Origin of the sequence: Natronosporangium hydrolyticum, assembly GCF_016925615.1 — a bacterium.
Taxonomy (GTDB): domain Bacteria; phylum Actinomycetota; class Actinomycetes; order Mycobacteriales; family Micromonosporaceae; genus Natronosporangium; species Natronosporangium hydrolyticum.
Map to the genome: position 1 here is coordinate 5,151,671 of NZ_CP070499.1, position 24,141 is coordinate 5,175,811.

Consider the following 24,141-nt stretch of genomic DNA (forward strand, 5'->3'; position numbering starts at 1 on the left):
ATGACCGCGACCCTGGGCGCCGCGCTCGCCGCCGGCATGCTCGCCGCCGTCAACCCGTGCGGGTTCGCTCTGCTTCCCGCGTACGTGACGCTACTGGTCAATGGTGAGAAGGATGGCGACGGCCGGGCAACGGTGATCGGCCGGGCGTTGCTACTGACCGGGGCGATGACCCTCGGCTTCGTCGCCATCTTCGGCGGCTTCGGGCTGCTCGCCGCCTCGGCGGCGGACGCGTTGGCCCGGCAACTGCCGTGGCTCACGGTAGTGATCGGGTTGGTGCTGGTGTTGCTCGGTTTCTGGTTGCTCGCTGGCCGAGGTCTGCCGGCGCTGCCCCAGGGGCTGGTCCGCGGCCCGGCAGTCACCCGCCGGTTCGGCTCGATGACCCTGTTCGGGATGGGCTACGCGGTCGCCTCGCTCGGCTGCACGATCGCGCCGTTCCTGCTGGTCGTGGTGATCGCCGGCTTCGGCCAGGGGTCGCTGCTGGCCGGTACCGCACACCTGCTGGTGTACGCGGCGGGGATGGGGCTCGTGGTCGGCACGGTAGCGGTGGCGGTTGCGCTGGCCCGGGTCTCGTTCGTCCGCGGGCTGCGGCGGGCGACGCCGTGGCTGTCGAAGGCCGGTGGGCTGCTGCTGGTGGTCGCCGGCGGGTATGTGGCCTGGTACGGCTGGTACGAGCTGCGACTCTTCGCGGGTGGTTCGGCGGACGACCCGGTGGTGGACGCGGCCGGCCGGGTGCAGCGGGCGGTGGAGTCCTGGTTGACCGCGGTGGGCCCGACCCGGTGGGCCGTCGCCGCCGCGGTCCTGCTCGTGCTGGCGGCCCTGGTCACGACCCATCGGTTACGGAGCCGGAACCGCTACGGCCCGAACCACTCCGGGCCGGCCGCCGGCAGCGTCGGCGCCGCGCCGACCGCCCCGGCCCGGCGGGCGAACTCCCGCAACCCGGCCACCTGCCGCTCACCCAGCGAGAAGTCGAGCCGGCGGAAGTAGTCGGCCAGGGTCACGGCGTCGAACGGTTCCCAGCGGGCGGCCACCTCCGCCACCTGATCCAACTCGGCCAGGCAAAGCTCCCGCGAGCGCAGGAACGCCTCGTGCACGTCCTTCACCACGCCGGGGTGGGCGGCGGCGAAGTCACGCCGCACCGCCCACACCGCGAAGACCATCGGCAGGCCCGACCACTCCCGCCACGCCTGGCCGAGGTCGGTCACGACCAGCCCGCGCGGCGGGGCTTCGTACTGCGCCCGCAGCGCCACGTCGCCGATCAGCACCGCGGCGTCGGCCTCCAGCAGCATCTCGGTGAGATCGGGCGGGCAGCGCAGATAGTCGGTCTCGACCTGGTAGTAATCGGCGAGCAGCAGCTGCGCCAGCAGCACCCCGGTGCGGGAGGTGGAGCCGAGCGCTACCCGGGCACCGCCCAGCTCGGCCGGGGGCCGGGTGGAGATCAGGTTCACCGAGCGCACCGGCCCGTCGCTGCCCACCGCCAGATCCGGCAGCAGCAACAGCTCCTCGGTGTGGTGCAGATACTCGACGAGCGAGATCGGCCCGATGTCTAGTTCGCCGGCGACCAGGCCGGCCCCGAGCCGGTCCGGCGCATCTTTGTGCAGGTCGACGTTGAGCAGCTCCCCGGAGCGCATCAGCCCCCAGTAAAGCGGCAGACAGTTCAAAAACTGGATGTGCCCGACCCGTGGTCGCCGCGCCCCGTTCACCCCGGCACGCTAACACCCTGCCCAGCCACCGCCGCTGGCGAGCGCCGTTCGCGTCGGACCGTCCTGATCACCGGCCCGGTCAGCAGCCCCACCATGATCAGCCCGGTGAGTCCGAGCCCGGCGACGAGCGGGCGGATCGGCAGCGCTTCCACGAGCAGGCCACCGCCGGCGTACCCCGCCATGGCGGCCCCGTGCAGCGTGGCGCCCAGAGTGGCGTAGACCTGCCCGCGCCGCTGCTCCGGTGCCCGCCGAGCGACCACCACGCTGGCGTAGACGTTCAGACCGCCGTTACCCAACCCACCGATGATCCACAGCGGCGCCAGCCACGCCGGACCACCCACCATCGCGGCGAGTGAAAACATCGCGCAGACGAGCCCGAGCGTCATCAACAGGCCGTAGACGAGCGCACCATCGTCACGGGCGCGGCGGGCCGCCCGCGCGAGCAGCCAGGTGCCGAGCAGCATCCCGGCGGTCCAGGCCGCCTGCAGCAGACCGAAGCTCACCTCGGCGGCGCCCAGGGTCTCGCGGATCAGGAAGACCTCGACGACGTTCATCGCCCCGATCACGCCCAACACTCCGGCGATCACGATCATCACCGTACGCAGCAGCGGGTCGTGCCACAGCCGCCACTGTGGCGTAGTGCTTCGCGGCTCGGCGCCGGGTTCCCCGGCCGGCGTGGACCGACTGCCGCCCCGGCGGGTCTGCACCAGCAGCGCCGCCCCCACGATCGCGAGCAGCGCCGCCGCGTTGAGCAGTAGCGGGACCTGCAGGCCGTAGAGGCCCACCAGCAGACCGCCGATCGCCGGCCCGGTCAGCATCCCGAGCATCGCCGCGGTCTGGTTGGTCGCGCTGGCGCGCGGCAGGTCGTCCCGCCGGACCATGCTAGGAGTCAGCGCGGCCAGCGTGGGGTTGATGATCGCCTGCCCGCAGCCCAGTAGCGCCATCAGCACGATGATCGCGGGCAGCGCACCGGTCGCCGCGAGCGCCAGTGCGATCACCACTTGGCTGGCACCGACCGCGACCAGCAACCGCCGGCTGTCCACCCGGTCGGCGAGCCGGCCGGCCACCGGGGCCAGCACCACCACCGGGACTGTCGAGGCGAGGATCAACGCCGACACCGCGTACCCGCTGACCGGTTGCAGGGTGAGGACGAGCGCGGTGACTGCGGTGAAGTTGCCACAGCCGGCGATGGCCCGGGCGGCTGCCGCGATGTACACGTCCCGCCAGCGCGAGGCAGCCTCCGACCGAGATGTGAAGTCCATACTTCGAAGTATGGGCTTCACATCTCTCCGGCGCAACCGGCCGGCCGCGATCAGTTCGTGGTGGGCACCAACCGTAGCTGCGCCGAGACCACCCGGGCCTGCGGCGGCGGATCACCACGATGCCGCCGCAGGTACGGCCGGAGCAGCTCCTGATAACCCGCGACGAGCTCTGCCAACTCGTCCGGGGTAACCAGCAACGAGGAGTCGGAGATCCCCAACGACTGGCGCCACTGCGCGGGTTCCGCCTCCAGCTGCCCCAGCCAGTCGGTCACCCGGGCATTGGACCGGGCGACCACCGCCGCCACCAGCGCCTGCTCGGCCTCCCGGCGCTCCTGCGTCCCGGCCGGGTCCGTCTCGAAGTGGTAACCCCCGCCGACCACCCGCCACCGCCGCTCCCGGCCATCGCCTCGCCCCTCGGCCGCCTCGATCAGCCCGTACTTAGCCATCGCCCGCAGGTGATAGCTGGTGGCGCTGGGCGAGAGCCCCACCAACTGGGCGAGCTCGGTGGCGGTCGCCGGCTCCCCGGTCGACCCCAGATGATCCACAATCGAGAGCCGGGCCGGGTGGCTCAACGCCTTGATGGCGCCCGGGTCGGTGAGCCCCATCCGCTCCTCGTTCGGGCCGGAACCCTCGTCGGTCGCCACCACACTCACCTCACCGCATCACGTACGCCAGGCCTGCAGCTCGGATGCTATCCCCCGCCATAGGCGGATCTCGAAAATTCGGCCTAGCCTTCCTCCCCGGCGGCTGCGGGCAAACCGATTAGTGAGGCTCGTGGCCGGGTCCGGTCAGCACAAAGGGAATGGAGTCGGTTCACATGACCGTATTGGTAACCGGAGCTACCGGGAACATCGGCAAACACGTGGTCCGCGGCCTGGTCGGCGCCGGGCAACCAGTCCGGGCCATGACCCGCACCCCCGAATCGGCCGCCACGCGGCTGCCGGCGGGCGTAGCGATCGTGGCCGGCGACTTCGAGCAACCAGCAACCTGGGAGCCGGCGCTGGCCGGGGTCGACCGGGTGCACCTGTTCCCGTTCGCCGACCCGGCGCCGGCCGCCGGGCCCTCGTTCATCGAGGTCGCGGTCGCCGCCGGGGTCCGCCGCTTCGTCGTCCACTCGGCGGCGGCCGCCGGCTTCGACTACCTCGGCGAGCCCGACGACCTGTCGCTGTCGGCGCTGGACCGGCACCTCGCCGACGAGCGGCAGTGGCACCTGAGCCTGGAGCAGGCGGTCGCCGCCAGCGGGGCCGAGTGGACCCACGTCCGCCCCGGGCTGCTCGCGACCTGGGCGCTGGCGTGGGCGGATGAGATCCGCACGACCGGCACGGTGCGGGCACCGTTCCCGCAGGCCGGCAATCCCCTGGTACACGAGGCAGATGTCGCCGAGGTCGCCGTCGCAGCGCTGATCACCGACGCGCACCTAGGGCAGGTCTACACCATCACCGGCCCTACCAAGATCACCCAGGAGGAGCAGGTACGCGAAATCGGTGTGGCGTTGGGGCGGGAGCTACGGCTGGTCGAGTTGACTCCCGAAGCGGCCCGGCAGGAGTGGCTCGACCCGGCACAAGGGATGGACGACGAGCTGCTCGACTGGCTGCTGCCGACGATCGAACTGGGCCTCGCCCCCGGCGGGGCCGTCCCGGCCACCGGCGACTTCGAACGGATCACCGGCCGACCACCGCGGACCTTCGCCCAGTGGGCGCGCGACCACGTCGAAGACTTCCGGTGACGGCCCCGAAACCAACCCAACTAACCGCGACTATCGAAGGGAACCCTATGAGCAGCACAAAGATTCTGGTGACCGGCGCGACCGGCAACGTCGGCCGCGGCGTGGTCGACGAACTCCAGCAGGCCGGGGCCGACGTGCGGGCGCTGACCCGCCGCCCCGAGCAGGCGAATCTGCCGGCCGGCGTCGAGGTGGTGCGCGGCGACCTGGCCGACCCGAAGACCCTGATCCCGGCTCTGGCCGGGGTGGCGCGACTCTACCTGTTCCCGCACCCGGAGACGGCGCAAGAGGTGGTCGACCTGGCGAAGGCCGCGGGCGTCGCACAGATCGTCGTCCTGTCGAGCGCGCTAGCCGACCAGGAGGACCCCGAGGACGAAACCGGGAACCGCCCGGTCGAACTCGCCGCCCAACGCTCCGGCCTCGCCTGGACCCTGGTCCGGCCGGGTGAGTTCGCCGCCAACTGGCTCGACTACGCCCCCGACATCCGCGCCACCCGCGAGGTCAGGCGGCCGTTCGGCAGCGCGGTCTCCCGCCCCACCCATGAGGCCGACATCGCGGCGGTCGCCGCGACCGTGCTGCTCGCGGACCCCGCCAGCCACGCCGGCCAGATCTACACCTTCGGCGGGCCGGAAGCGCTGACCGTCGCCGAGCAGGTGCACATCCTCGGCACCGCGATCGGGGAACCGGTCCGCTTCGTCGAACTCACCCCCGAGCAGGCCCGGCAGGCGTGGCTCGACCCGGCCGAGGGGATCACCCACGAGGTGGTCGACTGGCTCCTGGACCTGTACGGCTCGGCCGCCAACGGCCCCGAGCAGGTCGGCGCCAGCGACGCCGTCGAACGGGTGACCGGCCGCAAGCCCCGCACCTTCCTGGAGTGGGCGACCGACCACGCCGCCGCCTTCCGGTAGCCCTCGAACGCTGAGCTGTGCCCGCCTACCGGACCGCCCGGTCAGGCGGGCACAGTCTTGGCCCGGAGGCGCACCCCTCCGAAATCCGGTTGCCCCCACCCGACCACACGGTAAGCTGGCCCACCCGCGCGTACCCCGGGTTCTTTCCTGATCGGGCACAGCCGGTGCCGCAGCTGCGCGGGGTGCGGCGAGCCGGGCGGCCCCCGCCCGCTGGAGACCCGCATGCCGCCCGACGCGCTCGCCCCGACCGCCACCGACCCCGACCTCGCGCAGGAGCAGGCCCACCTGGCCACCGCCCGCGCCGCGCTGCGCCGGATGCGGGAACGCGCCGCCGAACTCTTCGCCACCGGAGAGACGGTCGCCGGGGACGGCTACGGCGCCGAGAGCCTGGGCGCGGCGCTCGCCGGCCGGGTCGCCGCGCTCGCCGACCACCCGGACACGCCGCTCTTCTTCGGCCGGCTCGACTTCGGCGGCGACGCCGGCGACCACGCCGACGAATCCCACCACATCGGCCGCCGGCACGTCACCGACGAACACGGCGAACCGCTGGTGCTGGACTGGCGCGCCCCGGTCGCCCGCGCCTTCTACCGGGCCAGCGCCAGCGACCCGCTCGGAGTACGGGTACGGCGCCGGTTCGGCTTCGCCGCCGGCGCCCTCACCTCCTTCGAGGACGAACACCTCGACCGCGGCGAAGAGCTGGGCACCGGCAGCGCCCTGCTCACCGCCGAGATCGAACGGCCCCGGGTCGGGCCGATGCGCGACATCGTCGCCACCATCCAGCCCGAGCAGGACGAGCTGGTCCGGGCCGGGCTCGACCAGTCGATCTGTGTGCAGGGCGCACCGGGCACCGGCAAGACCGCCGTCGGTTTGCACCGGGCCGCGTACCTGCTCTACGCGTACCGGGAGCAGCTGCGCAAGACCGGCGTACTGGTGGTCGGCCCGAATCAGGCCTTCCTGCGGTACATCGCCGCGGTGCTGCCGGCGCTCGGCGAGGTGGAGGTGCGGCAGGCCACCATCGACGACCTGATCGCCCGGGGCCCACTACGCGGCACCGAGGTACGCGGCACCGACCCGCCCGAGACCGCCGCGCTCAAACACGACCCCCGGCTGGCGGAGGTGCTCTCGCGCGCGCTCTGGTCACGGGTCCGCCCGCCGGCCGAGCCGCTGGTGGTCCCGGACGGCGGGAACCGGTGGCGGCTGAGCATCGACGACCTCACCGACCTGGTCGACCAGGTACGCCGGGAAGCGCCGCCGTACCTGCTAGGCCGGGAGCGGGTGCAGGCCCGGGTGGTGGCGGCGCTGCACCGGCAGGCCGAGGTACGCCGGGCGGAGTCACCCGGCGACAGTTGGACCCGGCGGCTCGCCCGCTCCCGGCCGGTCACCCAGTGCCTGGATGCGGTGTGGCCCAAGCTCACCCCGGAACAGTTGATCTTCCTGGTGCTGAGCGACCCGGGGTTGCTCGCCGAGGCAGCCACAGACCTGCTCGACCCGGCAGAACAGGCGACGCTGCGCTGGGCTCGCCCACCCCGGTCGGTTAAGGCGACCCGCTGGAGCGACGCCGACACAATGCTGCTGGACGAGGCGGCCGGGCTGCTGGAGCGGCTACCCAGCTTCGGGCACATCGTGGTGGACGAGGCGCAGGACCTGTCGCCGATGCAGGCGCGGGCGCTCGCCCGCCGCTGCCGCCACGGCTCGGTCACCATCCTGGGAGACCTGGCCCAGGGCACCGCCCCGTGGGCCGCCGCCGACTGGCGGGAGACACTGGCCCACCTGACGAAGCCGGCCGCCACCATCTCCCCGCTCACCACCGGCTTCCGGGTGCCGGCGACAGTGCTGGCGCTGGCGAACCGGCTACTGCCGTCGCTGGCGGTCGACGTACCCCCGGCGGAGTCGCTGCGCCGCGACGGTGAGCTGGTGATCTGCCCGGTGCCGGAGCTGGCTCCAGCGGTGGTGGCCGAAGTGACCGCCGCGCTGGCGGTCGAGGGCTCGATCGCGGTCATCGCCGCCGACGCCGCCGTCGATGAGCTGCGGTCCGCGCTCGCCGCCGCCAATGTATCGACGGTGGACCCTTCGGACCCAGCCCCCGACCCGGCCGGCCGGGTCACCGTGGTGCCCGCCACGCTCGCCAAAGGGCTGGAGTACGACCACGTGATCGCGGTCGAGCCGGCGACGATCGCCTCAGCTGAAGCGCGCGGCCTGCACCGGCTCTACGTGGTGCTCACCCGGGCGGTCTCCCGGCTGACCGTGCTGCACGCCCAGCCGCTGCCAGCACCGCTACGAGATTGAGCACGATCATCCGATCTTGTCGTAGCTGGACAGTAGTTTGTGGTGCATGCCGTCGCACCGTCACGAAGCCCTGATCGAACTGTTCCGGCAACGACCTTCCCTCGCGGATCCGCTAGGACTCGACCCGCCCACCTACCAACACGCCCTGCTCGACTCGGGCGACCTCACCAGCCTTGTCCCCACCGAGTACCGCGCGGACGCTGTGGTCACCCTCACCACCGACGAGGTCCCGACGCTCGCCGTCGTGGTCGAGGTCCAGCTCCGTCGCGACCGGGCAAAGCGGCGCAGCTGGCCGGTCTACCTCACCACCCTGCACGCCCGCCTACGCTGCCCGACCATCCTGCTGGTGATCTGTCCCGACCGGCCCACGGCCCGATGGTGCGCCACCCCGATCCTGATCGGACACCCTGGCTTCACACTGACTCCGCTCGCGCTCGGGCCTGACCAGGTGCCGGTCCTCACCGACGCCAGCGCCGACGGCGCCAGCCCCGAGTTGGCGGTTCTCTCCGCCATGGCCCACAGCACTCACCCAGATCGCGACAAGATCCTCTACGCCCTGCTGAAGACTCTCGACACCATGGAAGCAGACCACGCTGCGTTGTACGCTGATGTCGTGCTCGCGGCACTGCCGGAGGCGGCCCGACACCACCTGGAGGCACTCATGAGCACCACGTACCAGTATCAGAGCGACTTCGCTCGCCGCTACTTCCAGCAGGGCCGCTCGGAAGGCAAGGCCGAAGGCAAGGCCGAAGGCGAGGCCCGGGCCCTGCTGCGGTTCCTCGCCGCCCGCGGGATAGCGGTCCCCGAGCATGCCCGGACCCGGATCGCCGACTGCACCGACCTGGAGCTGCTCGACACCTGGGTCCGCCGCGCCGCCACCGCCGAGACTGTCGACGACCTGTTCCGGTGAGCCGGCGCCGCCGGCGCCCGTGACCGGCTGACATGATCGGCTCATGACCACCGAAGTACGCATCAACGGCCGGGTGGTGACCCCGGACGGCATCATCGACGGACACGTGGCGATCGCCGGGGACCGGATCGTCGAGGTGGCGGCCGGCGACCCTGGTGATGGGCACTGGCTGCTACCCGGGTTCGTCGACATCCACAACCACGGCGGCGGTGGCCACAGCTTCGCCACCGGCGACCCGGATTCGGCCCGCCGCGCCGCCGAGTTCCACCTCCGCCACGGCACCACCACGGTGCTGGCGAGCCTGGTCTCCTCCCCGTACGAGCTGATGCGGGAGGCGGTGACCGCGTATGCCCCGCTAGTCGCCGACGGGGTGCTCGCCGGCATCCACTTCGAGGGCCCGTACCTGTCGGCGGCGCGCTGCGGTGCGCAGAACCCGCAATACCTGCGGGACCCGTCGATCGAGGAGCTGACCGAGCTGGTCGCGCTGGGCGGCGGCGCGGTCCGGATGGTGACCATCGCCCCGGAGCGTGCCGGCGCGCTGGCCGCGATCGAATGGCTGGTCGAGCAGGGGGTGGTGGCAGCGGTCGGGCACACCGACGCCACCTACGAGCAGACCCGGACCGCGATCGCCGCCGGCGCCCGGGTAGCCACCCACCTGTTCAACGGGATGCCGCCGGTGCACCACCGGGAGCCGGGCCCGGTGCTGGCGCTGCTGGGTATGCCCCGGGTGGTGGTGGAGCTGATCGCCGACGGCGTGCACCTGCACGACGGCACCCTGCGCTTCGCCGCCGCGGCGGCCGGGCCAGGCGGGGCCGCCCTGATCACCGACGCGATCGACGCCACCGGGATGGCCGACGGCGCGTACGAGCTGGGTGGGCAGGCGGTGACGGTCACCGGCGGGGTGGCCCGGTTGACCACCGACGACGGCTCGCCGGGGGCGATCGCCGGCAGCACCCTGACCATGGCGGCGGCGCTGCGCCGGGCGGTGCGGGTGGGGGTGCCGATGGTGGACGCGGTCCGGATGGCCGCCACCACCCCGGCGGCCGCGATCGGGCTCGGCGCGCAGGTGGGGGCGCTCGCTCCGGGCCGGCGGGCCGACCTGGTCGAGCTGGACGCGGACCTGGCGGTCCGCCGTGTCCTCCGAGCCGGCACCTGGCTGGCGACGAGTTAACTAGCGCTGACGATAGTCCCAAATCTGGTACTATCGTCAGCGCTAGTTTCGCTCGGACTACTTGGGGGAGCAGCCGATGGTCCGGTTCGTAGGGCGCGATCGTGAGCTAGCGGTGCTGCACAGCCTCCTTCGGGAGGTCGCCGACGCCGCCGGCTCCGGCCGGCCAGGCCGCTGCCTCCTCCTCCGAGGTCGCCGACGGGTAGGCAAATCGAGCCTGGTAGAGACCTTCGTCCACGACGCTGACGCCCCCGACGTCTTCTACACTGCGGCCGGCGCCTCCGAGGCGGTCGAGCTCGCGGAACTTGCCAACGCCGTCGACCAGTCTGATCTGCCGGACCGGACGGTCTTCGCCGAGGCGATCCCGGGCAACTGGAGCGCGGCCCTGCGCCAACTCGCCAGCATCCTGCCCGAGGACCGGACCAGCCTGGTCGTCATCGACGAAGTTCCGTACCTCATGGACCGGGTCGACGCGTTCGAGGGTGTCCTGCAACGAGCCTGGGATCGAGAACTGAGCCGCAAGCCGGTGCTGCTCATCCTGATCGGGTCCGATTTATCGATGATGGAGGCGCTCGGCGCCTACGGGCGACCGTTCCACCAGCGAGGCCAGGAGATGGTGTTGGGCCCGCTAACCCCGGCTGAAGTGGCGACGATGCTGGACCTCGACCCTGCGAGCGCGTTCGACGCCTCACTCGTCACCGGTGGCCTGCCGCTGGTCTGTGCTCGGTGGCGGCCGGCGCTGACCCTCTGGGATTTCCTGTCCCGGGAGCTCGCCGACCCGGTTTCGCCGTTGCTCGTCTCCGCCGAGCGGTCGTTGGCGGCCGAGTTCCCTGATTACACCTATGCCCGCCGGGTGCTGTCGGTGATCGGCAGCGGCGAGCGGACCTTCGCCAACATTGCCCGAGCCGCTGGCGACCTGGCCGCCACCACCCTCACCCGCGCCCTTGATGCTCTCGTCAGCAAGGGCATCGTCGCCGCCGAGCTACCTGTCTCCACTCGCCCCACACGGGCTCGCCGCTATCGGGTGACCGACCCGTACCTGCGATTCTGGCTCCGGTTCATCCAACCGCACCTGCCTGAGATCGAGCGAATGCGGGGAGATATTGCCCTGGAGCGGGTAAGGGAGGGCTGGACTGCCTGGCGCGGACGGGCGATCGAACCACTGCTGCGGGAGTCGCTGGCCCGGTTGTTGCCCGATCAAGCGCTCCCGTCAGCGCCGGTGGTCGGCGGGTACTGGTCGCGCTCGAACCAGGTGGAGATCGATATCGTCGGGGCCGATCACGGGCCGGTCGCGAAACAGCTACTCTTCCTCGGCTCGGTGAAGTGGCTGGAACAGGCACCCTTCGACCGGCACGACCTGCTAGCCCTCCAACGGCACCGCGCGGCGGTGACCGACGCGCCGGTGCCGCTGGTGGCGCTGAGCCGCAGCGGATGCAACGTCTCCGGACTCGACGCCAGCTACGGTCCCGAGGAGCTCCTCGCCGCCTGGCGTCCCCACCCCTTGAGTTGATCATGGGGTTAGGGGCGAAAAATCGCCCGGATCATGTACCTAGGTCCATGATCGGCTGTTGGGTGTCGGGAGGAGGCGCACCAGCAGGCCGAGGGCGAGGACGGCGAGGCCGGCCAGGACGCTGGACAACGGCAGGGTCAGCGCGAGCACCAGACAGCCGACCAGGCCCAGCCCGGCGAGCAGCTGCCCCGGCCAGGGAGCACCTTCCGGTTCCCGGCGGAGTGTCCACGCCGAGGCGTTGGTGACCGCGTAGTAGACCAGCACTGTGAAGCTGGAGAAGCCGATCGCATCCCGGATGTCACCGAAGGACACCAGCGCCACCACCGCCACCGCGACCGCCAACTCGGCCCGATGGGGCACCTGGTACCGCCGGTGGACCGCCGCCAGCGGCGCCGGCAGATCCCGCTGCCGGGCCATCGCCATCACGGTGCGGCCCACCCCGGCCAGCAACGCCAGCAGCACCCCGGTGACCGCCACCCCGGCGCCGATCCGCACCACCCAGTCCAGCGCCGGCACCCCGGTCACCGCCACCACCTCGGCCAGCGGCGCGGTCGCCGCCGCCAGCCGCTTCGGCCCCAGCACCAGCAGGCACACCACCGCCAGCGTCAGGTAGATCGCCAGCACCAGGCCGAGCGCGAGCGGGATCGCCCGCGGAATCGTCCGCCCCGGGTCGCGTACCTCTTCGCCGAGGGTGGCGATCCGGGCGTACCCGGCGAAGGCGAAGAAGAGCAGACCCGCCGCGGTGAGCACGCCGTAACCGCTGGCCGGTTCGCCGCCGGTGAGCCGGCCGACCGCCGGGTCGGCGAAGCCGAACCCGACGACCGCCACCAGCGCCAACACCAGCAGCGTGACCGCGACCAGCACCCGGGTGGCCCGGGCGGTCTTCTGCACCCCGAGCAGGTTCACCCCGGTGAGGCCGAGCACCGCGGCGATCGCCACCAGCCGGGCCTGCTCCGGCCACAGGTACGCGCCGATGGTCAGCGCCATCGCTCCGCAGGAGGCGGTCTTGCCGACCACGAAGCTCCAGCCGGCGAGGAAGCCGGGCACCTCCCCCAGCCGGCGCCGGCCATACACATAGGTGCCCCCGGACTCCGGATAGCGCACCGCCAACCGGGCCGAGCTGTTGGCGTTGCAGTAGGCGACCAGGCCGGCGATGCCCAACGCCACCAGCAACGCCACTGAGGTGCCGGCCTCGGCCGCGGCCGGCGCGAAGACCACAAAGACGCCGGCGCCCAGCATCGAACCTAGCCCGATCACTACCGCGTCGCGGAGCCCGAGCCGGCGGGCGAGTGTGGTCATGGCACCGTCGGCCACAGGTACGGGCGCAGCACCGCCAGCAGCCGGTCGATCGCCAACCCCAGCGCCAGCCCGGCCAACCCGTCGGTGAGCCAGTGGAACGACAGGTACGTGGTGGTGAAGAGCACGATCGCGAACGGCACCAACCGGATCGCGAGCCGCACCGACAACGGCGGATCCCCGCGGCCGTACTCTCGCAGCACCGCGGTGATCAGTGCCACTATGACGCCGTACCAGACCACAGTATTGAGGACGTGGCCGCCGGGATAGCCGGCGGCGTACTCGCCGGCCGGCAGCGAACCGAACAGCTCCACGGTCTGTTCCGGAGGCAGGTCCGAGCTGGGCGCGGCGCGGTGGGTGATCGCCTTGATCAGCAGCACCGTCGGCACGATCATGACCGCGGTACACACCCCGTAGAGCAGCGGCTGCCCCACCACCCGCCACGGGGCGCCGGCGGTGCGGCGTCGCCACCCCAGCCAGGCGGCGAGCAGGCCGGAGATGATCATGAGCCAGGCGCCCTGCCCGATCCGGTTGAAGACCCGAGCGAGCGTGTCCGCCCAGTCTGGGCGGTGCGCCTCGGACCACTCCCGCACCAGCAGGTCCAGCTCGAGCAGCGGCCCGCCGACGGCGAGCGCCGCCGTGATCGCCACGAAGCCGGCTGCGGCCGCGGTCGCCAATATCGCATCCCGTGGCACCTGTCGCGTCGCGAGCGACGTGTCCCGTTGCACGCCCGCCACCCTATCGACCCGCGGGGGCCGTACCGCATGCTTGTCAGGTGCGGATCACTTCAGCCTTGATCGACCCGGCGCTGCTCGACCTACCCTGGTCGGTGCCGCTCGCCGAATGGCCACCGGACAAGCTGGTCGCGTTGCCGCAGGGCATCTCGCGGCACATCGTGCGTTTCGTGCGGCTCGACGGCACCGTCTACGCGGTGAAGGAGATCGGCGAGCGGGTCGCCGACCGGGAGTACGACCTACTGCGTACGTTGGAACGGCTCGACTTCCCGTCGGTACGCGCGGTGGCGGTGGTCGCCGACCGGGAAAGCCCGGACGGGGAGCCGCTCGACCCGGCGCTGATCACCCGGCACCTGCAGTTCTCGTTGCCGTACCGGGCCCTGTTCTCGCACACGTTGCGCCCGGACACCCTGAACCGGCTGCTGGACGCGCTGGCGGTGCTGCTGGTGCGGGCGCACCTGGCCGGCTTCTTCTGGGGCGACTGTTCGCTGTCGAACGCGCTGTTCCGGCGCGACGCCGGCGCCTTCGCCGCCTACCTGGTCGACGCCGAGACCTCTGCGTTGCGCCCCACCCTCTCCGACGGACAGCGCAACGAGGACCTGGAGATCGCCCGGGTCAACATCTTCGGCGAAGCGCTCGACCTCGCCGCCGGGGAGATGCTGCACCCGTCGGTCGACCCGGAGCAGGTCGCCGACGACGTGATCGACCGTTACCGCGGGCTCTGGCACGAGATCACCTACGAGCAGGTGGTGGGCCGCGACGACCGACACCACCTGGAGAAGCGGATGCGCCGGCTGAACGAGCTGGGGTTCGACGTCGCCGAGGTGTCGATGGCGCTCGCCGACGGCGGCGAGGCGTACGCGGTGCGCCCGAAGGTGGTGGACGCGGGTTACCACAGCCGGCGGCTGCTGCGGCTGACCGGCCTCGACTCCGAGGAGAACCAGGCCCGGCAGCTGCTCAACGACCTCGACGCCTACCGGGCGGAGACCGACCTGACCGACGAGGCGCAGGCTGCGCACCGGTGGCTCACCGAGGTGTTCGAACCGGTGGTCCGGGCGGTGCCGCCGGACATGCGCGGCAAGCTGGAGCCGCCGGAGCTCTTCGTGCAGGTGGCGAAGCACCGCTGGTGGCTGTCGGAGGAGGCGGGACGCGACGTCGGTTTGGCCCGGGCGGTGGAGTCGTTCCTCGGGGAGGTGCTCGTCCACCGGCCGGATGAGCAGGCCGTGCTCCCCTCCGAGGAGCTCACCGACGACTAGCGGGGCGGGCCCCGACCTGCGAGGGCGGGCTGGACCGGTAGCATCGCTACCGGTGTGGCAGACGTGCCGCACCGCGCCGACGTAGCTCAATTGGCAGAGCAGCTGCCTTGTAAGCCGCAGGTTAGGGGTTCGAGTCCCCTCGTCGGCTCCACCACCAGGCCCGAGCCCTAGCCGCCGTGTTGCGGGTGGCGGATCAGCTCAGCCGCCAGCGGACGTTGCTCGCCGCAGGCGTCCTGCGGCTCAACTAGCAGGCGCGTAGTCCGGTTCGTAAGGTGCCGGCAACTGCCCCGGAACGTTCGGCCACCCGGGGGTGCCACAGCCTGCGACGTGGAGCGCGGTTCGGACGTTTGCTGCGAACAACCGCCGAGCATCGTCGCGAGAGTCGGCCACCACACCCATCAGGACCGACAAGGTCCGCTTCGTCAGACTGGCCGTTACGTCCGGGTCAACGATGCCCGAGTCAGCCTCTTCGAGTTCCCCCAGCGCGTCCAGCACCCGGTCAGCGAAGGCATCAAAGTCGTCGGGCGAGTCTGGTCCGTCGGTGGCGAACTCCAGGTCCATCACGAAGTAGTAGGTGGTCATCGCCCCTCCATCTTCTCCCAGCAGGTCGCGCGACGTAGCTGGCCCAACAGGTTCCTAAGGTAGCCGGAACGAGGGGTAATCTTCACAGTCTTGGTGTGTTGATCAGCGCAAGGGCAGTACATCTTGTAGTACTTGTTACCTCGACCAACCCGCCATCCCTTATCCTCGGCCTCCTTGAGGATCAGTTCCAGCTCTTTGTCAGGATGCCGTGGACGTGACACCTGGCAGAGCCTCCCGTCGTACTGGGTTGCCACAGTCTTCCCGAGCGAATGTCGATGATCTTTACGTGATGCCCTGATCACCCGACGCCACCATTCTAAGCCCGCCGCTTATGCCCCAGACATCGGCCGGATGGGCGATTCGAACCTTCGATCACGGCAGGCGCCTCAGACGGGCCGGGTCGGCCGCAACTTTCTGGAAACCGTACGGGTGGGGGTTGGCAACGGGCGGGGAACCGAATATGTTTACCGTCACTTGCACCGGCGTGCTCGCCCGTGAGCGCGCCGGTTCTTTCTACTCGGATCGTCCGGCACGTTCCTGCCGGTGGAAAGGATGGCCCCCGATGGCTACGGTCACGTTCAGCGACGCCTCCCGGATCTACCCGGGCACTGAGAAACCGGCGGTCGACAAGCTCAACCTCGAGATCGGCGACGGCGAGTTTCTGGTGCTGGTCGGCCCCTCCGGTTGTGGTAAGTCGACCAGCCTGCGGATGCTCGCCGGCCTTGAGGATGTCGACCAGGGCTCGATCTACATCGATGACCGCGAGGTGACGCACCTGCCCCCCAAGGCGCGCGACATCGCGATGGTCTTCCAGAACTACGCCCTCTACCCCCACATGTCGGTCTACGACAACATGGCGTTCGCGCTGAAGCTGCGCCGCACCCCGAAGTCGGAGATCGACCGTCGGGTGCGCGAGGCGGCTCAGCTGCTCCAGCTGGAAGAGTTCCTCGGCCGGAAGCCGAAGGCGCTCTCCGGTGGTCAGCGGCAGCGGGTCGCGATGGGGCGGGCGATCGTCCGGGAGCCGCAGGTGTTCCTCATGGACGAGCCGCTCTCCAACCTCGACGCCAAGCTGCGGGTGCAGACCCGGTCGCAGATCGCCACCCTGCAGGCGAAGCTGGGGACCACCACGGTCTACGTCACCCACGACCAGATCGAGGCCATGACCATGGGGCACCGGGTGGCGTTGCTGCTCGGCGGGGTGCTGCAGCAGTGCGACACCCCCCGGGTGCTCTACGACACCCCCGGCAACGTCTTCGTCGCCGGGTTCATCGGCTCGCCGGCGATGAACATCAAGACCGTCCCGCTCACCGACGGTGGCGCGGTGCTGGATAAGGTCACCGTACCGATGACCCGCGAGCAGGTGGCGGCGGCCCAGGAGGGCGGCGACGGCAGGGTGACGATCGGTTTCCGGCCGGAGGACACCAAGCTGGTCGGCCCGTCCGAGGGCGGTCTCGGGATTGTGGTGGAGCTGGTCGAGGACATCGGCGCCACCGCGAACGTCTACGGTCACGCCGACCTGGATGGCGAGTCGGAGCGGTTCGTCGCGACGATCGACCGCAAGGACATGCCGACGATGGGCGACACGGTCTACCTGAAGCCCTCCAGCGAGCACCACTTGTTCCACTCGGTCACCGGCGAGCGGCTGTAACACCCGCGCCGATCATGAGCTCTAAGGGCCGACACGCCGAGCGTGTCGGCCCTTAAGCTCATGATCGGCGCAGCTTTACTCGGCGAACCGCCAGATGCTGGCGCTGTCCTGACTCGTGCAGATGACGAACCGGTCGCTCCAGTTGCAGGTGGCCGGGTCGACCGCCGGTAGGCGGCCCAGATCCTCCGGGGCGGCGGTGCCGACGGCCAGCCCGGCCGCCTGCACCTCGGCGTCGCTCTGCCGCGGGTCGGCCGCGAACATCAGCAGGTTGCCGTCGTTCGCCCGGACCCCGCTGCCGGGCTCCGGGCCGACACGGACGTCGCCAGCGTCGCTCAGCACCGTCACCTCCGGTCCGCCGTCGAGCTGACCGTTGACCAACAGCCACTCGCCCACTGGGATCGCGTACTGCCCGCCGGGGACGTCGGTGCGCCACACCTCGCCGCCGTCGACCGCGTCGAGCGCCGCCGCCGCGGTGGTCTCGTCATCGAAGCGGACCTGGTCGAGCACGCACACCCGCTCCTCGCCGCAGGGCTCCAACGCCTCGACCTGCCGCTCCGGGTCGCTCGCGGTATAGATGACCTGCGCCGAGCCGGAGAAATTGTCCAGATCGTACGACTCGACCCGGTACCCGTTCTGCAGCCCCTGGGCGACGAAGAGCCGGTTCTCGTAGGCGAGCAGGAGGTCGTTGTCGGCGTCGGCGACGTTGGCCCGATCTGCGATCGTGCCGCCGTCGCGGGTCTCCACCACCCGCACCGACCGGTCGCCGGTGACCAGCACGATCCGGTTGTCGTCGCTGTCCGGGCTGAGGCTGACCCCGGTCGGGCTGGTCGGCTGCGCCAAGCTGGCGGGTGTGTTCACTCCGGTGGCGTACGCCGGGCCGGGCGCTTCCACCTGCCATCGGTCGTCGCCGCTATGCCAGTCGATGCCGCGTAGCCGCTCGCCCTCGCGGTCCAGCAGCCCGAGGCTGCCCTCGGTGAAGATGAACCGGTCGTTGCCGTGGACCTGGGTCTCCCACAGTTGGGCACCCCCGTCCGGGTCGAGCGCGTACAGCGGTCGGGGCGCGCTCGCGCTGGGCTCGTCGGCGAGCACCAGCAGCGCGTGTGGACTGGCGATCAGCCGGTGCCACCGCGGCGCGCCGGTGACCGTCGCGCTCCACCGCTCCGCGCCGGTGGCGATGTCGAGCGCCCGGACCTGCAGATCGCCGCCCTGCTCCCAGGCCACGTACGCCTGATCGTGGTGGACCGCGGTCATCGTGGTGCGGGAACGCTCGTCGAAGGTCAGCCCGCCGACCGACGCGAACCCGTGGAACGCCAGCGGCCCGGCGACCGTGTGCCGGGAGCTGCCCGGCCACACCAGCACGGTCACGAAGGCGAGCACCGAGGCGACCGCGGTGGCGACCGCCACCGCCAGGATCCAGCCCGGAATCCGCCGGCGCGGCGGCCCCACCAATTGCGTGGTGTGAGTCGGCTGCCACGCGTCGTAAGCCGCGGTCTGCATGCCGGCGGGCGGGGTGGAACTCTGGTGGTACTCGGTCATGGCGAGGGCTCCGGTTGTCGGGGGTGGGCCCGCGGTCGAGGTGGGCCGACGGGTGCGATCCTACGACCCGCGTGCATCCACCCGTCGACGGCGCGCGACCTCCGCAAGCGTCACCGCCGCCGCCACACTGGCGTTCAGCGACTCGACATCGGCCGACATCGGCACATTGACCCGCAGGTCGCAGGTGTTGCCGACCAGCCGGGACAGCCCTCGCCCTTCGGAGCCGACCACCACCACCAGCGGGTCTACCGCCGCCTCCAGGTCGTAGAGGTTGGTCGGTGCGTCCGCGTCGAGCCCGACCACCACCAAGCCGGCCTCCTGACACGCTTTCAGCGACCGGGTGAGGTTCGTGACCCGGGCCACCGGCAGCCGGGCCGCCGCGCCAGCGCTGGTCCGCCAGGCGGTCGCGGTCATCCCGGCGGCTCGACGCTGCGGCAGGAACAGCCCGTGGGCGCCGAACGCCGCGGCGGAGCGGATCACCGCCCCGAGGTTGCGGGGGTCGGTCACCCCGTCCAGCGCCACCAGCAGCGGCGCCTGCTGGTGCTCCACCGCCGCCGCCAGCACGTCCTCGAACGGCAGGTACGCGTAGGGCGGCACCTGCAGGCCGATGCCCTGGTGCAGCACCCCACCGGTAAGCCGGTCCAACTCGCCGCGGCCGACCTCCATGACCGCCAGGCCACGGTCGGCGGCGGTGCGGATGCTCTCGTGCACCCGGTCGTCTACGTCGATGCCGACCGCCAGGTAGAGCGCGGTGGCGGGGACGTGGGCGCGCAGCGCCTCCACCACCGGGTTCCGCCCGACCAGCAGCTCGCTGCCGTCCTTGCCGCTGCCGGCCTGGCCGCGGGGCTTGGCCTTGACCGGGCTCCGGCCACCGCTGCCGCTACCGCTACCGCCGCCGCTGCCGGGTGCGCTGCGGCCGAGCTTGGCGGCCCGCTCTGCCGCCTTCTTCCGGTCCTTCTCCTGGCTCCGGGCGGTCCGGGCGGGTAGCGGCTCCGGTCCGGAGTACGCCTTGTGCCATGGTCGCTCTTCGGCCGGCAGGGTGCGACCTTTCCCCTTGAGGCTGGCGCGTCGCTTGATGCCGCTGCCGGCTGACTGCGGCGGCTTCGGCTGTGTGCGCTTGCTTCGTGGTTGCGGATCGCGGGGCATGCTGGTTCCACTCCTTTTGTCGGCCAGGTGACGGCCGTCGTCACTGGCCGTTGATCGTCCACCGGGGGCCGTGCGGAGTGTCCTCCACCACGACTCCGGCCTGCTTCAGCTGGTCCCGCACCGCGTCGGCGGCGGCGTAGTCCTTCCGGCCCCGGGCCGCCTCGCGCTGCTGTAGGGCTAACGCGACCAGTTCGTCGACCACGCCGCGGAGCTGGTCGTCGCGGCCCGCGGCCCGCCAGGCCGGGTCGTGCGGGTCCACGCCCAGCACGGCGAGCATGGCGCGGATGCCGGCCAGCGCCGCCCGCAGCCGGTCGTCGTCGCCGTCCGCGTACGCGGTGTTGCCTTCCTTGAGGAGCTCATGCACGCTGGCGAGCGCCTGCGGGGTGTTGAGGTCCTCGTCCATGGCGGCGGCGAACTCGGCCCCGACCGGCCCCGGCGCCACCTGCCCGACCCGTTCGGTCGCCCGCTGGACGAACCCTTCCAGCCGCCGGTAGGCGACCGCGGCCTCGGTGAGCGCCTCGTCGGAGTAGTCCATCCGGGACCGGTAGTGCGGCGAGGCAAGGTAGTAGCGCAGCTCCACCGGGCGTACGCCGAGCGCCGCCACCGCGGCCAGGTCGAGCACGTTGCCCTCGGACTTGCTCATCTTGGCTTCCCCGAGATTGAGCAATCCATGGTGGACCCAATTGCGGGCGAACGGCAGACCGGCCGCGCGGGACTGGGCGATCTCGTTTTCGTGGTGCGGGAAGATCAGGTCGATACCGCCGCCATGGATGTCGAACTCGGCGCCGAGGTAACGGCGGGCCATCGCCGAGCACTCGATGTGCCAGCCCGGCCGGCCCAGCCCCCAGGGACTCGCCCAGCAGGCCTCCACCGGCTCGTCGGGCTTGCCGCCTTTCCAGAGTGCGAAGTCGCGGGGATCCCGCTTGCCGCGGGGGTCGCCGTCGGCGGCTGGCTGCATATCGGCCGGCCGCTGCCCGGAGAGCTGCCCATACTCCGGGTAGGTGGCGACATCGAAGTAGACATCGCCGGACCCGTCGGCGGCCTGGTACGCGTGGCCCGCCGCCAGCAGCTCCTCGATCAACTGGTGGATCTCGGGGATGTGCCCGGTGGCGCGCGGCTCGTAGGTCGGCGGCAGCACGTTGAGGCTGCGGTACGCGGCGGCGAGGACCTGCTCGTTGGCGTACGCCAGCGACCAGAACGGGACGCCGGCAGCGGCGGCGTTGATCAGCACTTTGTCGTCGATGTCGGTGATGTTGCGGACGAAGGTGACCCCGAACTCCCGGTGCTGGAGCCAACGGCGCAGCACGTCGTAGGTGACACCGGAGCGTAGGTGACCGATGTGCGGCGCCGACTGCACCGTAAGACCACACAGGTAGATGCCGACCTGACCGGGGGTTTTGGGGACCAGGTCGGCCACCTGCCGGGTGGCGGTGTCGTACAGGCGCACGGTCATCCCTAAAGGGTATCGGCCGGTGGTGAGGCGGCTAACGCCACTCGCGCCCATCCGCTGGGCCGGCGAACGGCTCGGATGGGCCGACCGTCAGGTCGCTCGGTCCATCCGCCGGAGCGCCGTGATAACCCGCCGCCGGAGAGCGCTGCCCGTCGACTGCGAAGTCGGGGTCGGCGAACCCATTGGCGGGGAACTCGTTGCCGGGGAACGCGTCGCCAGTGGCGGGCGGCTCGGTGGCCATCGCTGGCTCCGGCCGCAGCTCGCCGGGTGCGGCGTGCGGGAACGGGGTGGCTGCGGTGACCCCCGGCCGGACCAACGCCAGCGCCAACACCAGCAGCAGCACCGCGGCGAAGCCAGCGTAGACGCCCAGGCCCACGGTTACCTCAAGCTCCTCCGCCGGCAGCCCGGTGAAGAGCGGGAAGCCCATCTGTTGCGGCGCCGACTCGCGCAGCTCGACCACCGCCCCGAGCAGCACCACCAGGGTGCCGGCCCCGACCGCTAGGCCGGCCGCCCGGCTCACCGCGCGGGTCACCGGCGGCCCGTACAGGGCCGCTCCGACCGCCCCGAGCAGCAACAGCACCCCGACGATGAACCCGGTCCCCCAGGCACCGAGTCCGGCCAGCCGGGTCTCCGCGGCCGACACCTCGACGTCGAACCGGTTGACGGTGGCGAGCTCGACGACCTGCCATTCGACGATCAGCGCCCCGGCCAGCGCGGCGAGGCCCAGGCAGCTGACGAGCTGCGCTATCCGGGGATCGAGGCGGTGCCACCAGCCCGGCCGGGTGGTCGACGCAGCCGCCCATTCGAGCACTTCCGGCGATGCCGAGCCTGATCCGTTCATGCTGGGATTTTCCCACCACTGTCGGCGCCACGCTAGTGACCGCTCCGTGGCCGGTAACCGGTCGGGCGAAGTCGACGTGATTCGCTGGGCGGCGGGGCACCGAAGGCGTATGACTGGATAGGTGGCCACGACCTATCCGGACCGAGCGGCCGCGGGCGCGGTGCTGGCGGCGCATCTGCCCGAGTACGCCGACCGGGACGATGTGATCGTGCTCGGACTGGTGCGCGGTGGCGTACCGGTGGCGGCGGCGGTCGCCGACCAGTTGGCGGCGCCGTTGGATGTGCTGGTGGTGCGGAAGTTGGGGGTGCCGGGCGCGCCGGAGCTGGCCTTCGGCGCGATCGGACCGGGCGGCGTGCTGGTGCGCAACGAGGAGATCGCCGCCCAGCTGACCGCCGAGGAGATCACCACCGTGCAGCACCAGGAGGAGGCGGAGCGATCCCGCCGGGAGGAGCGCTACCGCAGCGGTCGGGGGCCGTTGGCGTTGTCTGGCCGGGTGGCGATCGTGGTGGATGACGGCCTGGCGACGGGCGCGACCGCCCTGGCCGCGGTGACGGTGGCGCGGGCGCTCGGAGCCGAGCGGGTGGTGTTGGCGGCGCCGGTAGCCGCGCCGGAGGCGCTGGATCGGCTGCGGCAGGCCGCGGACGAGATCGTCTGCCCGCTGGCGCCGCCGAACTTCGGTGCCGTGAGCCGGTTCTACGACACCTTCGATCAGACCAGCGATGCCGAGGTCACTGCACTGCTGATCTGAGCACGGCGCTGCCGATCTGAGGGTTCGCTCACCCAAGCGGGGTTGCCGACTGGCCGCACTGGCGCTATGGTTCGTTACATGACTAATGAACCGACGGACTAAGGGACCGGTAGGAGCGTGTTCGACGACCGGAGTCCGATCTACCAACAGATTGCCGAGCGGATCAAAGAAGACATCCTCAGCGGCGCGCTGCAGGAGGGCGACCAGGTGATGTCCACCAACCAGTACGCGGCCTTCTACCGGATCAACCCGGCCACGGCCGCGAAGGGCTTTCACATCCTCGTGGAGGAGGGAATCGTCCACAAACGCCGCGGCCTCGGCATGTTCGTCAGCCCGGACGCCCGGCAACGACTCCGTACCCAACGCCGGGAACGGTTCTTCAGCGACGTCGTCGCCCCCATGGTCACCCAGGCCAACCTGCTCGGCATCCCGCTGAGCGACGTCATCTCCCACCTCCAGCAGCAACAGGAGACCCCATGACCACCGGCCTCGGCATCGAGACCGACGAGCTGACCCTCCGGTACGGGGACACGGTCGCGCTCGATGCCCTCACCGTCCGGCTCGACCCCGGCAAGATCTACGGCCTGGTCGGACGCAACGGATCCGGCAAGACCAGCCTGCTCTCGGTGCTCGCGGCGTTCCGCCGACCCACCGGCGGCACGGCCCGCGTCGATGGCGAGGACCCGTTCGAGAACGAGCGCCTCACCCGGCAGATCTGCCTGATTCGGGAGGGCGGCGACGTGTTCGAGACCGAAAAAATCCAGACCGTCCTCAACATGGCCCGAGCGCTGCGGCCCTACTGGGACGACGGGTACGCCCACCGGCTGATCGACCGCTTCGAACTACCCCTGAAGCGCTCCCCTGGGCAGCTCTCGCGCGGCCAACGATCCGCCCTGGCCTGCGTGCTCGGCCTGGCCAGCCGGGCCCCGCTGACCATCTTCGACGAGTCGTACCTGGGCATGGACCCGACCTCCCGGTACGCCTTCTACGAAGAGTTGCTCAGCGACTACGTCGCACACCCGCGCACCATCATCCTCTCCACCCACCTGGTGGAGGAGTTCGGCGCCCTCTTCGAGGAGGTCGTGCTGATCGACCGCGGTCGACTACTGCTGCACGACGATGTGGACGCGGTGCGTGCCCGCGGGGTGTCGGTCACCGGCCCGACCGCGCAGGTCGAGGCGGTCACCGCCGGGCTGACCGTGCTCAACCAGCGCCGGCTGGGCGGCACCAGCTCGGCGACCGTCTACGGGCAGTTCGACGACGAGCGACGGCAGCGCGCCGAACGCGACGGGCTCACGCTGGAACCCGTACCGCTGCAGGACCTCATCGTCCACCTCACCACCAGGTCCACGGCGACACAAGACACCGGAGAAGCCCCGTGAACCCGCGTACCCGGGCGGTCCTAACGATGCTGCTGCGGTCGTACCGCTGGGTGCT

The 24,141-nt window shown here is 71.2% G+C and carries 21 protein-coding genes, 1 tRNA gene and 1 pseudogene; 13 read left to right on the forward strand and 10 right to left on the reverse strand.

Annotated elements, in window-relative coordinates; all coding sequences use genetic code 11:
* A pseudogene (locus JQS43_RS23295) lies at nt 1-876 on the forward strand (cytochrome c biogenesis CcdA family protein); the annotation flags it as partial.
* Here JQS43_RS23295 and JQS43_RS23300 read toward each other — a convergent pair.
* The 3 genes from JQS43_RS23300 to JQS43_RS23310 are packed head-to-tail and all read right to left on the reverse strand — an operon-like array spanning nt 852 to nt 3,606.
* Nucleotides 852-1,700, reverse strand: a complete 849-nt coding sequence (locus JQS43_RS23300) for a menaquinone biosynthetic enzyme MqnA/MqnD family protein (protein ID WP_239676496.1) — start codon at nt 1,698-1,700, stop codon at nt 852-854. The pseudogene JQS43_RS23295 and the gene JQS43_RS23300 overlap by 25 nt on opposite strands.
* Entirely contained in the window at nt 1,697-2,962 is a 1,266-nt protein-coding gene (locus JQS43_RS23305) for an MFS transporter (protein WP_239676497.1), read from the reverse strand. Before JQS43_RS23305 ends, JQS43_RS23300 begins: the two co-directional genes overlap by 4 nt.
* Nucleotides 2,963-3,012: 50 nt before the next feature.
* Nucleotides 3,013-3,606, reverse strand: coding sequence for an ArsR/SmtB family transcription factor (locus JQS43_RS23310; protein WP_239676498.1), 594 nt, complete (start codon nt 3,604-3,606; stop codon nt 3,013-3,015).
* 173 nt (nt 3,607-3,779) lie between these two features.
* Here JQS43_RS23310 and JQS43_RS23315 point away from each other — a divergent pair, with 173 nt between their 5' ends.
* The 6 genes from JQS43_RS23315 (at nt 3,780) to JQS43_RS23340 (ending at nt 11,467) form a co-directional block, all read left to right on the forward strand.
* Nucleotides 3,780-4,688, forward strand: a complete 909-nt coding sequence (locus JQS43_RS23315) for an NAD(P)H-binding protein (RefSeq protein WP_239676499.1) — start codon at nt 3,780-3,782, stop codon at nt 4,686-4,688.
* Between the two features lie 47 nt (nt 4,689-4,735).
* Nucleotides 4,736-5,593 carry an NAD(P)H-binding protein gene (locus JQS43_RS23320; RefSeq protein WP_239676500.1) on the forward strand — a complete coding sequence of 286 codons (858 nt, stop codon included), beginning with the start codon at nt 4,736-4,738 and terminating at the stop codon, nt 5,591-5,593.
* Nucleotides 5,594-5,815: 222 nt separating this feature from the next.
* A complete protein-coding gene (locus JQS43_RS23325; protein WP_239676501.1) occupies nt 5,816-7,879 on the forward strand; it encodes a HelD family protein in 2,064 nt (687 codons plus the stop codon).
* A gap of 46 nt (nt 7,880-7,925) precedes the next feature.
* Nucleotides 7,926-8,789, forward strand: coding sequence for a hypothetical protein (locus tag JQS43_RS23330; protein ID WP_239676502.1), 864 nt, complete (start codon nt 7,926-7,928; stop codon nt 8,787-8,789).
* 43 nt (nt 8,790-8,832) lie between these two features.
* On the forward strand, nt 8,833-9,960 hold the full coding sequence (gene nagA / locus JQS43_RS23335) for an N-acetylglucosamine-6-phosphate deacetylase (protein WP_239676503.1): 1,128 nt from the start codon (nt 8,833-8,835) through the stop codon (nt 9,958-9,960).
* A 76-nt stretch (nt 9,961-10,036) separates the two neighbouring features.
* On the forward strand, nt 10,037-11,467 hold the full coding sequence (locus tag JQS43_RS23340; RefSeq protein WP_239676504.1) for an ATP-binding protein: 1,431 nt from the start codon (nt 10,037-10,039) through the stop codon (nt 11,465-11,467).
* Between the two features lie 39 nt (nt 11,468-11,506).
* Here the strand turns inward: JQS43_RS23340 and JQS43_RS23345 are convergent, their stop codons facing one another.
* Both JQS43_RS23345 and JQS43_RS23350 read right to left on the reverse strand, forming a co-directional pair.
* Nucleotides 11,507-12,766: an APC family permease gene (locus JQS43_RS23345; RefSeq protein ID WP_239676505.1), complete on the reverse strand. Its 1,260-nt coding sequence runs from the start codon at nt 12,764-12,766 to the stop codon at nt 11,507-11,509.
* Nucleotides 12,763-13,491 (reverse strand): phosphatase PAP2 family protein, encoded by a 729-nt coding sequence (locus JQS43_RS23350; RefSeq protein WP_239676506.1) that lies wholly within the window; start codon nt 13,489-13,491, stop codon nt 12,763-12,765. Before JQS43_RS23350 ends, JQS43_RS23345 begins: the two co-directional genes overlap by 4 nt.
* 47 nt (nt 13,492-13,538) lie before the next feature.
* Between JQS43_RS23350 and JQS43_RS23355 the strand changes: the two genes are divergently transcribed.
* On the forward strand, nt 13,539-14,753 hold the full coding sequence (locus JQS43_RS23355; RefSeq protein ID WP_239676507.1) for a DUF4032 domain-containing protein: 1,215 nt from the start codon (nt 13,539-13,541) through the stop codon (nt 14,751-14,753).
* 75 nt (nt 14,754-14,828) lie between these two features.
* Nucleotides 14,829-14,904 (forward strand) — tRNA-Thr (locus JQS43_RS23360).
* Between the two features lie 89 nt (nt 14,905-14,993).
* Here JQS43_RS23360 and JQS43_RS23365 read toward each other — a convergent pair.
* Nucleotides 14,994-15,335 (reverse strand): hypothetical protein, encoded by a 342-nt coding sequence (locus JQS43_RS23365; protein WP_239676508.1) that lies wholly within the window; start codon nt 15,333-15,335, stop codon nt 14,994-14,996.
* A 562-nt stretch (nt 15,336-15,897) separates the two neighbouring features.
* Here JQS43_RS23365 and JQS43_RS23370 point away from each other — a divergent pair.
* Nucleotides 15,898-16,983 (forward strand): ABC transporter ATP-binding protein, encoded by a 1,086-nt coding sequence (locus JQS43_RS23370; protein WP_239676509.1) that lies wholly within the window; start codon nt 15,898-15,900, stop codon nt 16,981-16,983.
* A gap of 75 nt (nt 16,984-17,058) precedes the next feature.
* On the opposite strand, the gene JQS43_RS23375 is transcribed toward JQS43_RS23370, so the two are convergent.
* Genes JQS43_RS23375 through JQS43_RS23390 form a run of 4 tightly spaced genes read right to left on the reverse strand, consistent with a single transcriptional unit; the run spans nt 17,059 to nt 21,956 of the window.
* Nucleotides 17,059-18,519, reverse strand: coding sequence for a PQQ-like beta-propeller repeat protein (locus JQS43_RS23375; RefSeq protein ID WP_239676510.1), 1,461 nt, complete (start codon nt 18,517-18,519; stop codon nt 17,059-17,061).
* A gap of 60 nt (nt 18,520-18,579) precedes the next feature.
* Entirely contained in the window at nt 18,580-19,665 is a 1,086-nt protein-coding gene (gene rlmB, locus JQS43_RS23380) for a 23S rRNA (guanosine(2251)-2'-O)-methyltransferase RlmB (RefSeq protein ID WP_239676511.1), read from the reverse strand.
* A 40-nt stretch (nt 19,666-19,705) separates the two neighbouring features.
* Complete coding sequence (gene cysS / locus JQS43_RS23385; RefSeq protein ID WP_239676512.1) at nt 19,706-21,118, reverse strand: cysteine--tRNA ligase; 1,413 nt, start codon at nt 21,116-21,118, stop codon at nt 19,706-19,708.
* 31 nt (nt 21,119-21,149) lie between these two features.
* The gene (locus JQS43_RS23390; protein WP_239676513.1) at nt 21,150-21,956 is read right to left on the reverse strand and encodes a hypothetical protein; all 807 of its coding nucleotides are present in this window, start codon (nt 21,954-21,956) and stop codon (nt 21,150-21,152) included.
* Between the two features lie 121 nt (nt 21,957-22,077).
* On the opposite strand from JQS43_RS23390, the gene JQS43_RS23395 reads away from it, so the two are divergent.
* The 3 genes from JQS43_RS23395 to JQS43_RS23405 all read left to right on the forward strand — a co-directional run bounded on the left by JQS43_RS23395 (nt 22,078) and on the right by JQS43_RS23405 (nt 24,086).
* Nucleotides 22,078-22,704, forward strand: coding sequence for a phosphoribosyltransferase (locus tag JQS43_RS23395; protein WP_239676514.1), 627 nt, complete (start codon nt 22,078-22,080; stop codon nt 22,702-22,704).
* A 117-nt stretch (nt 22,705-22,821) separates the two neighbouring features.
* Nucleotides 22,822-23,184, forward strand: a complete 363-nt coding sequence (locus JQS43_RS23400; RefSeq protein ID WP_239676515.1) for a GntR family transcriptional regulator — start codon at nt 22,822-22,824, stop codon at nt 23,182-23,184.
* Entirely contained in the window at nt 23,181-24,086 is a 906-nt protein-coding gene (locus JQS43_RS23405) for an ATP-binding cassette domain-containing protein (RefSeq protein WP_239676516.1), read from the forward strand. Before JQS43_RS23400 ends, JQS43_RS23405 begins: the two co-directional genes overlap by 4 nt.
* Nucleotides 24,087-24,141: the final 55 nt, after the last annotated feature.

Excerpts from the sequence above, each read along its gene's own strand:
- JQS43_RS23305 (WP_239676497.1), bottom strand. The coding sequence starts at position 2,962 with ATGGACTTCACATCTCGGTCGGAGGCTGCCTCGCGCTGGCGGGACGTG.
- JQS43_RS23315 (WP_239676499.1), top strand. The coding sequence starts at position 3,780 with ATGACCGTATTGGTAACCGGAGCTACCGGGAACATCGGCAAACACGTG.
- JQS43_RS23320 (WP_239676500.1), top strand. The coding sequence starts at position 4,736 with ATGAGCAGCACAAAGATTCTGGTGACCGGCGCGACCGGCAACGTCGGC.
- JQS43_RS23325 (WP_239676501.1), top strand. The coding sequence starts at position 5,816 with ATGCCGCCCGACGCGCTCGCCCCGACCGCCACCGACCCCGACCTCGCG.
- JQS43_RS23330 (WP_239676502.1), top strand. The coding sequence starts at position 7,926 with ATGCCGTCGCACCGTCACGAAGCCCTGATCGAACTGTTCCGGCAACGA.
- nagA (WP_239676503.1), top strand. The coding sequence starts at position 8,833 with ATGACCACCGAAGTACGCATCAACGGCCGGGTGGTGACCCCGGACGGC.
- JQS43_RS23340 (WP_239676504.1), top strand. The coding sequence starts at position 10,037 with ATGGTCCGGTTCGTAGGGCGCGATCGTGAGCTAGCGGTGCTGCACAGC.
- JQS43_RS23345 (WP_239676505.1), bottom strand. The coding sequence starts at position 12,766 with ATGACCACACTCGCCCGCCGGCTCGGGCTCCGCGACGCGGTAGTGATC.
- JQS43_RS23365 (WP_239676508.1), bottom strand. The coding sequence starts at position 15,335 with ATGACCACCTACTACTTCGTGATGGACCTGGAGTTCGCCACCGACGGA.
- JQS43_RS23370 (WP_239676509.1), top strand. The coding sequence starts at position 15,898 with ATGGCTACGGTCACGTTCAGCGACGCCTCCCGGATCTACCCGGGCACT.
- JQS43_RS23375 (WP_239676510.1), bottom strand. The coding sequence starts at position 18,519 with ATGACCGAGTACCACCAGAGTTCCACCCCGCCCGCCGGCATGCAGACC.
- rlmB (WP_239676511.1), bottom strand. The coding sequence starts at position 19,665 with ATGCCCCGCGATCCGCAACCACGAAGCAAGCGCACACAGCCGAAGCCG.
- cysS (WP_239676512.1), bottom strand. The coding sequence starts at position 21,118 with ATGACCGTGCGCCTGTACGACACCGCCACCCGGCAGGTGGCCGACCTG.
- JQS43_RS23390 (WP_239676513.1), bottom strand. The coding sequence starts at position 21,956 with ATGAACGGATCAGGCTCGGCATCGCCGGAAGTGCTCGAATGGGCGGCT.
- JQS43_RS23405 (WP_239676516.1), top strand. The coding sequence starts at position 23,181 with ATGACCACCGGCCTCGGCATCGAGACCGACGAGCTGACCCTCCGGTAC.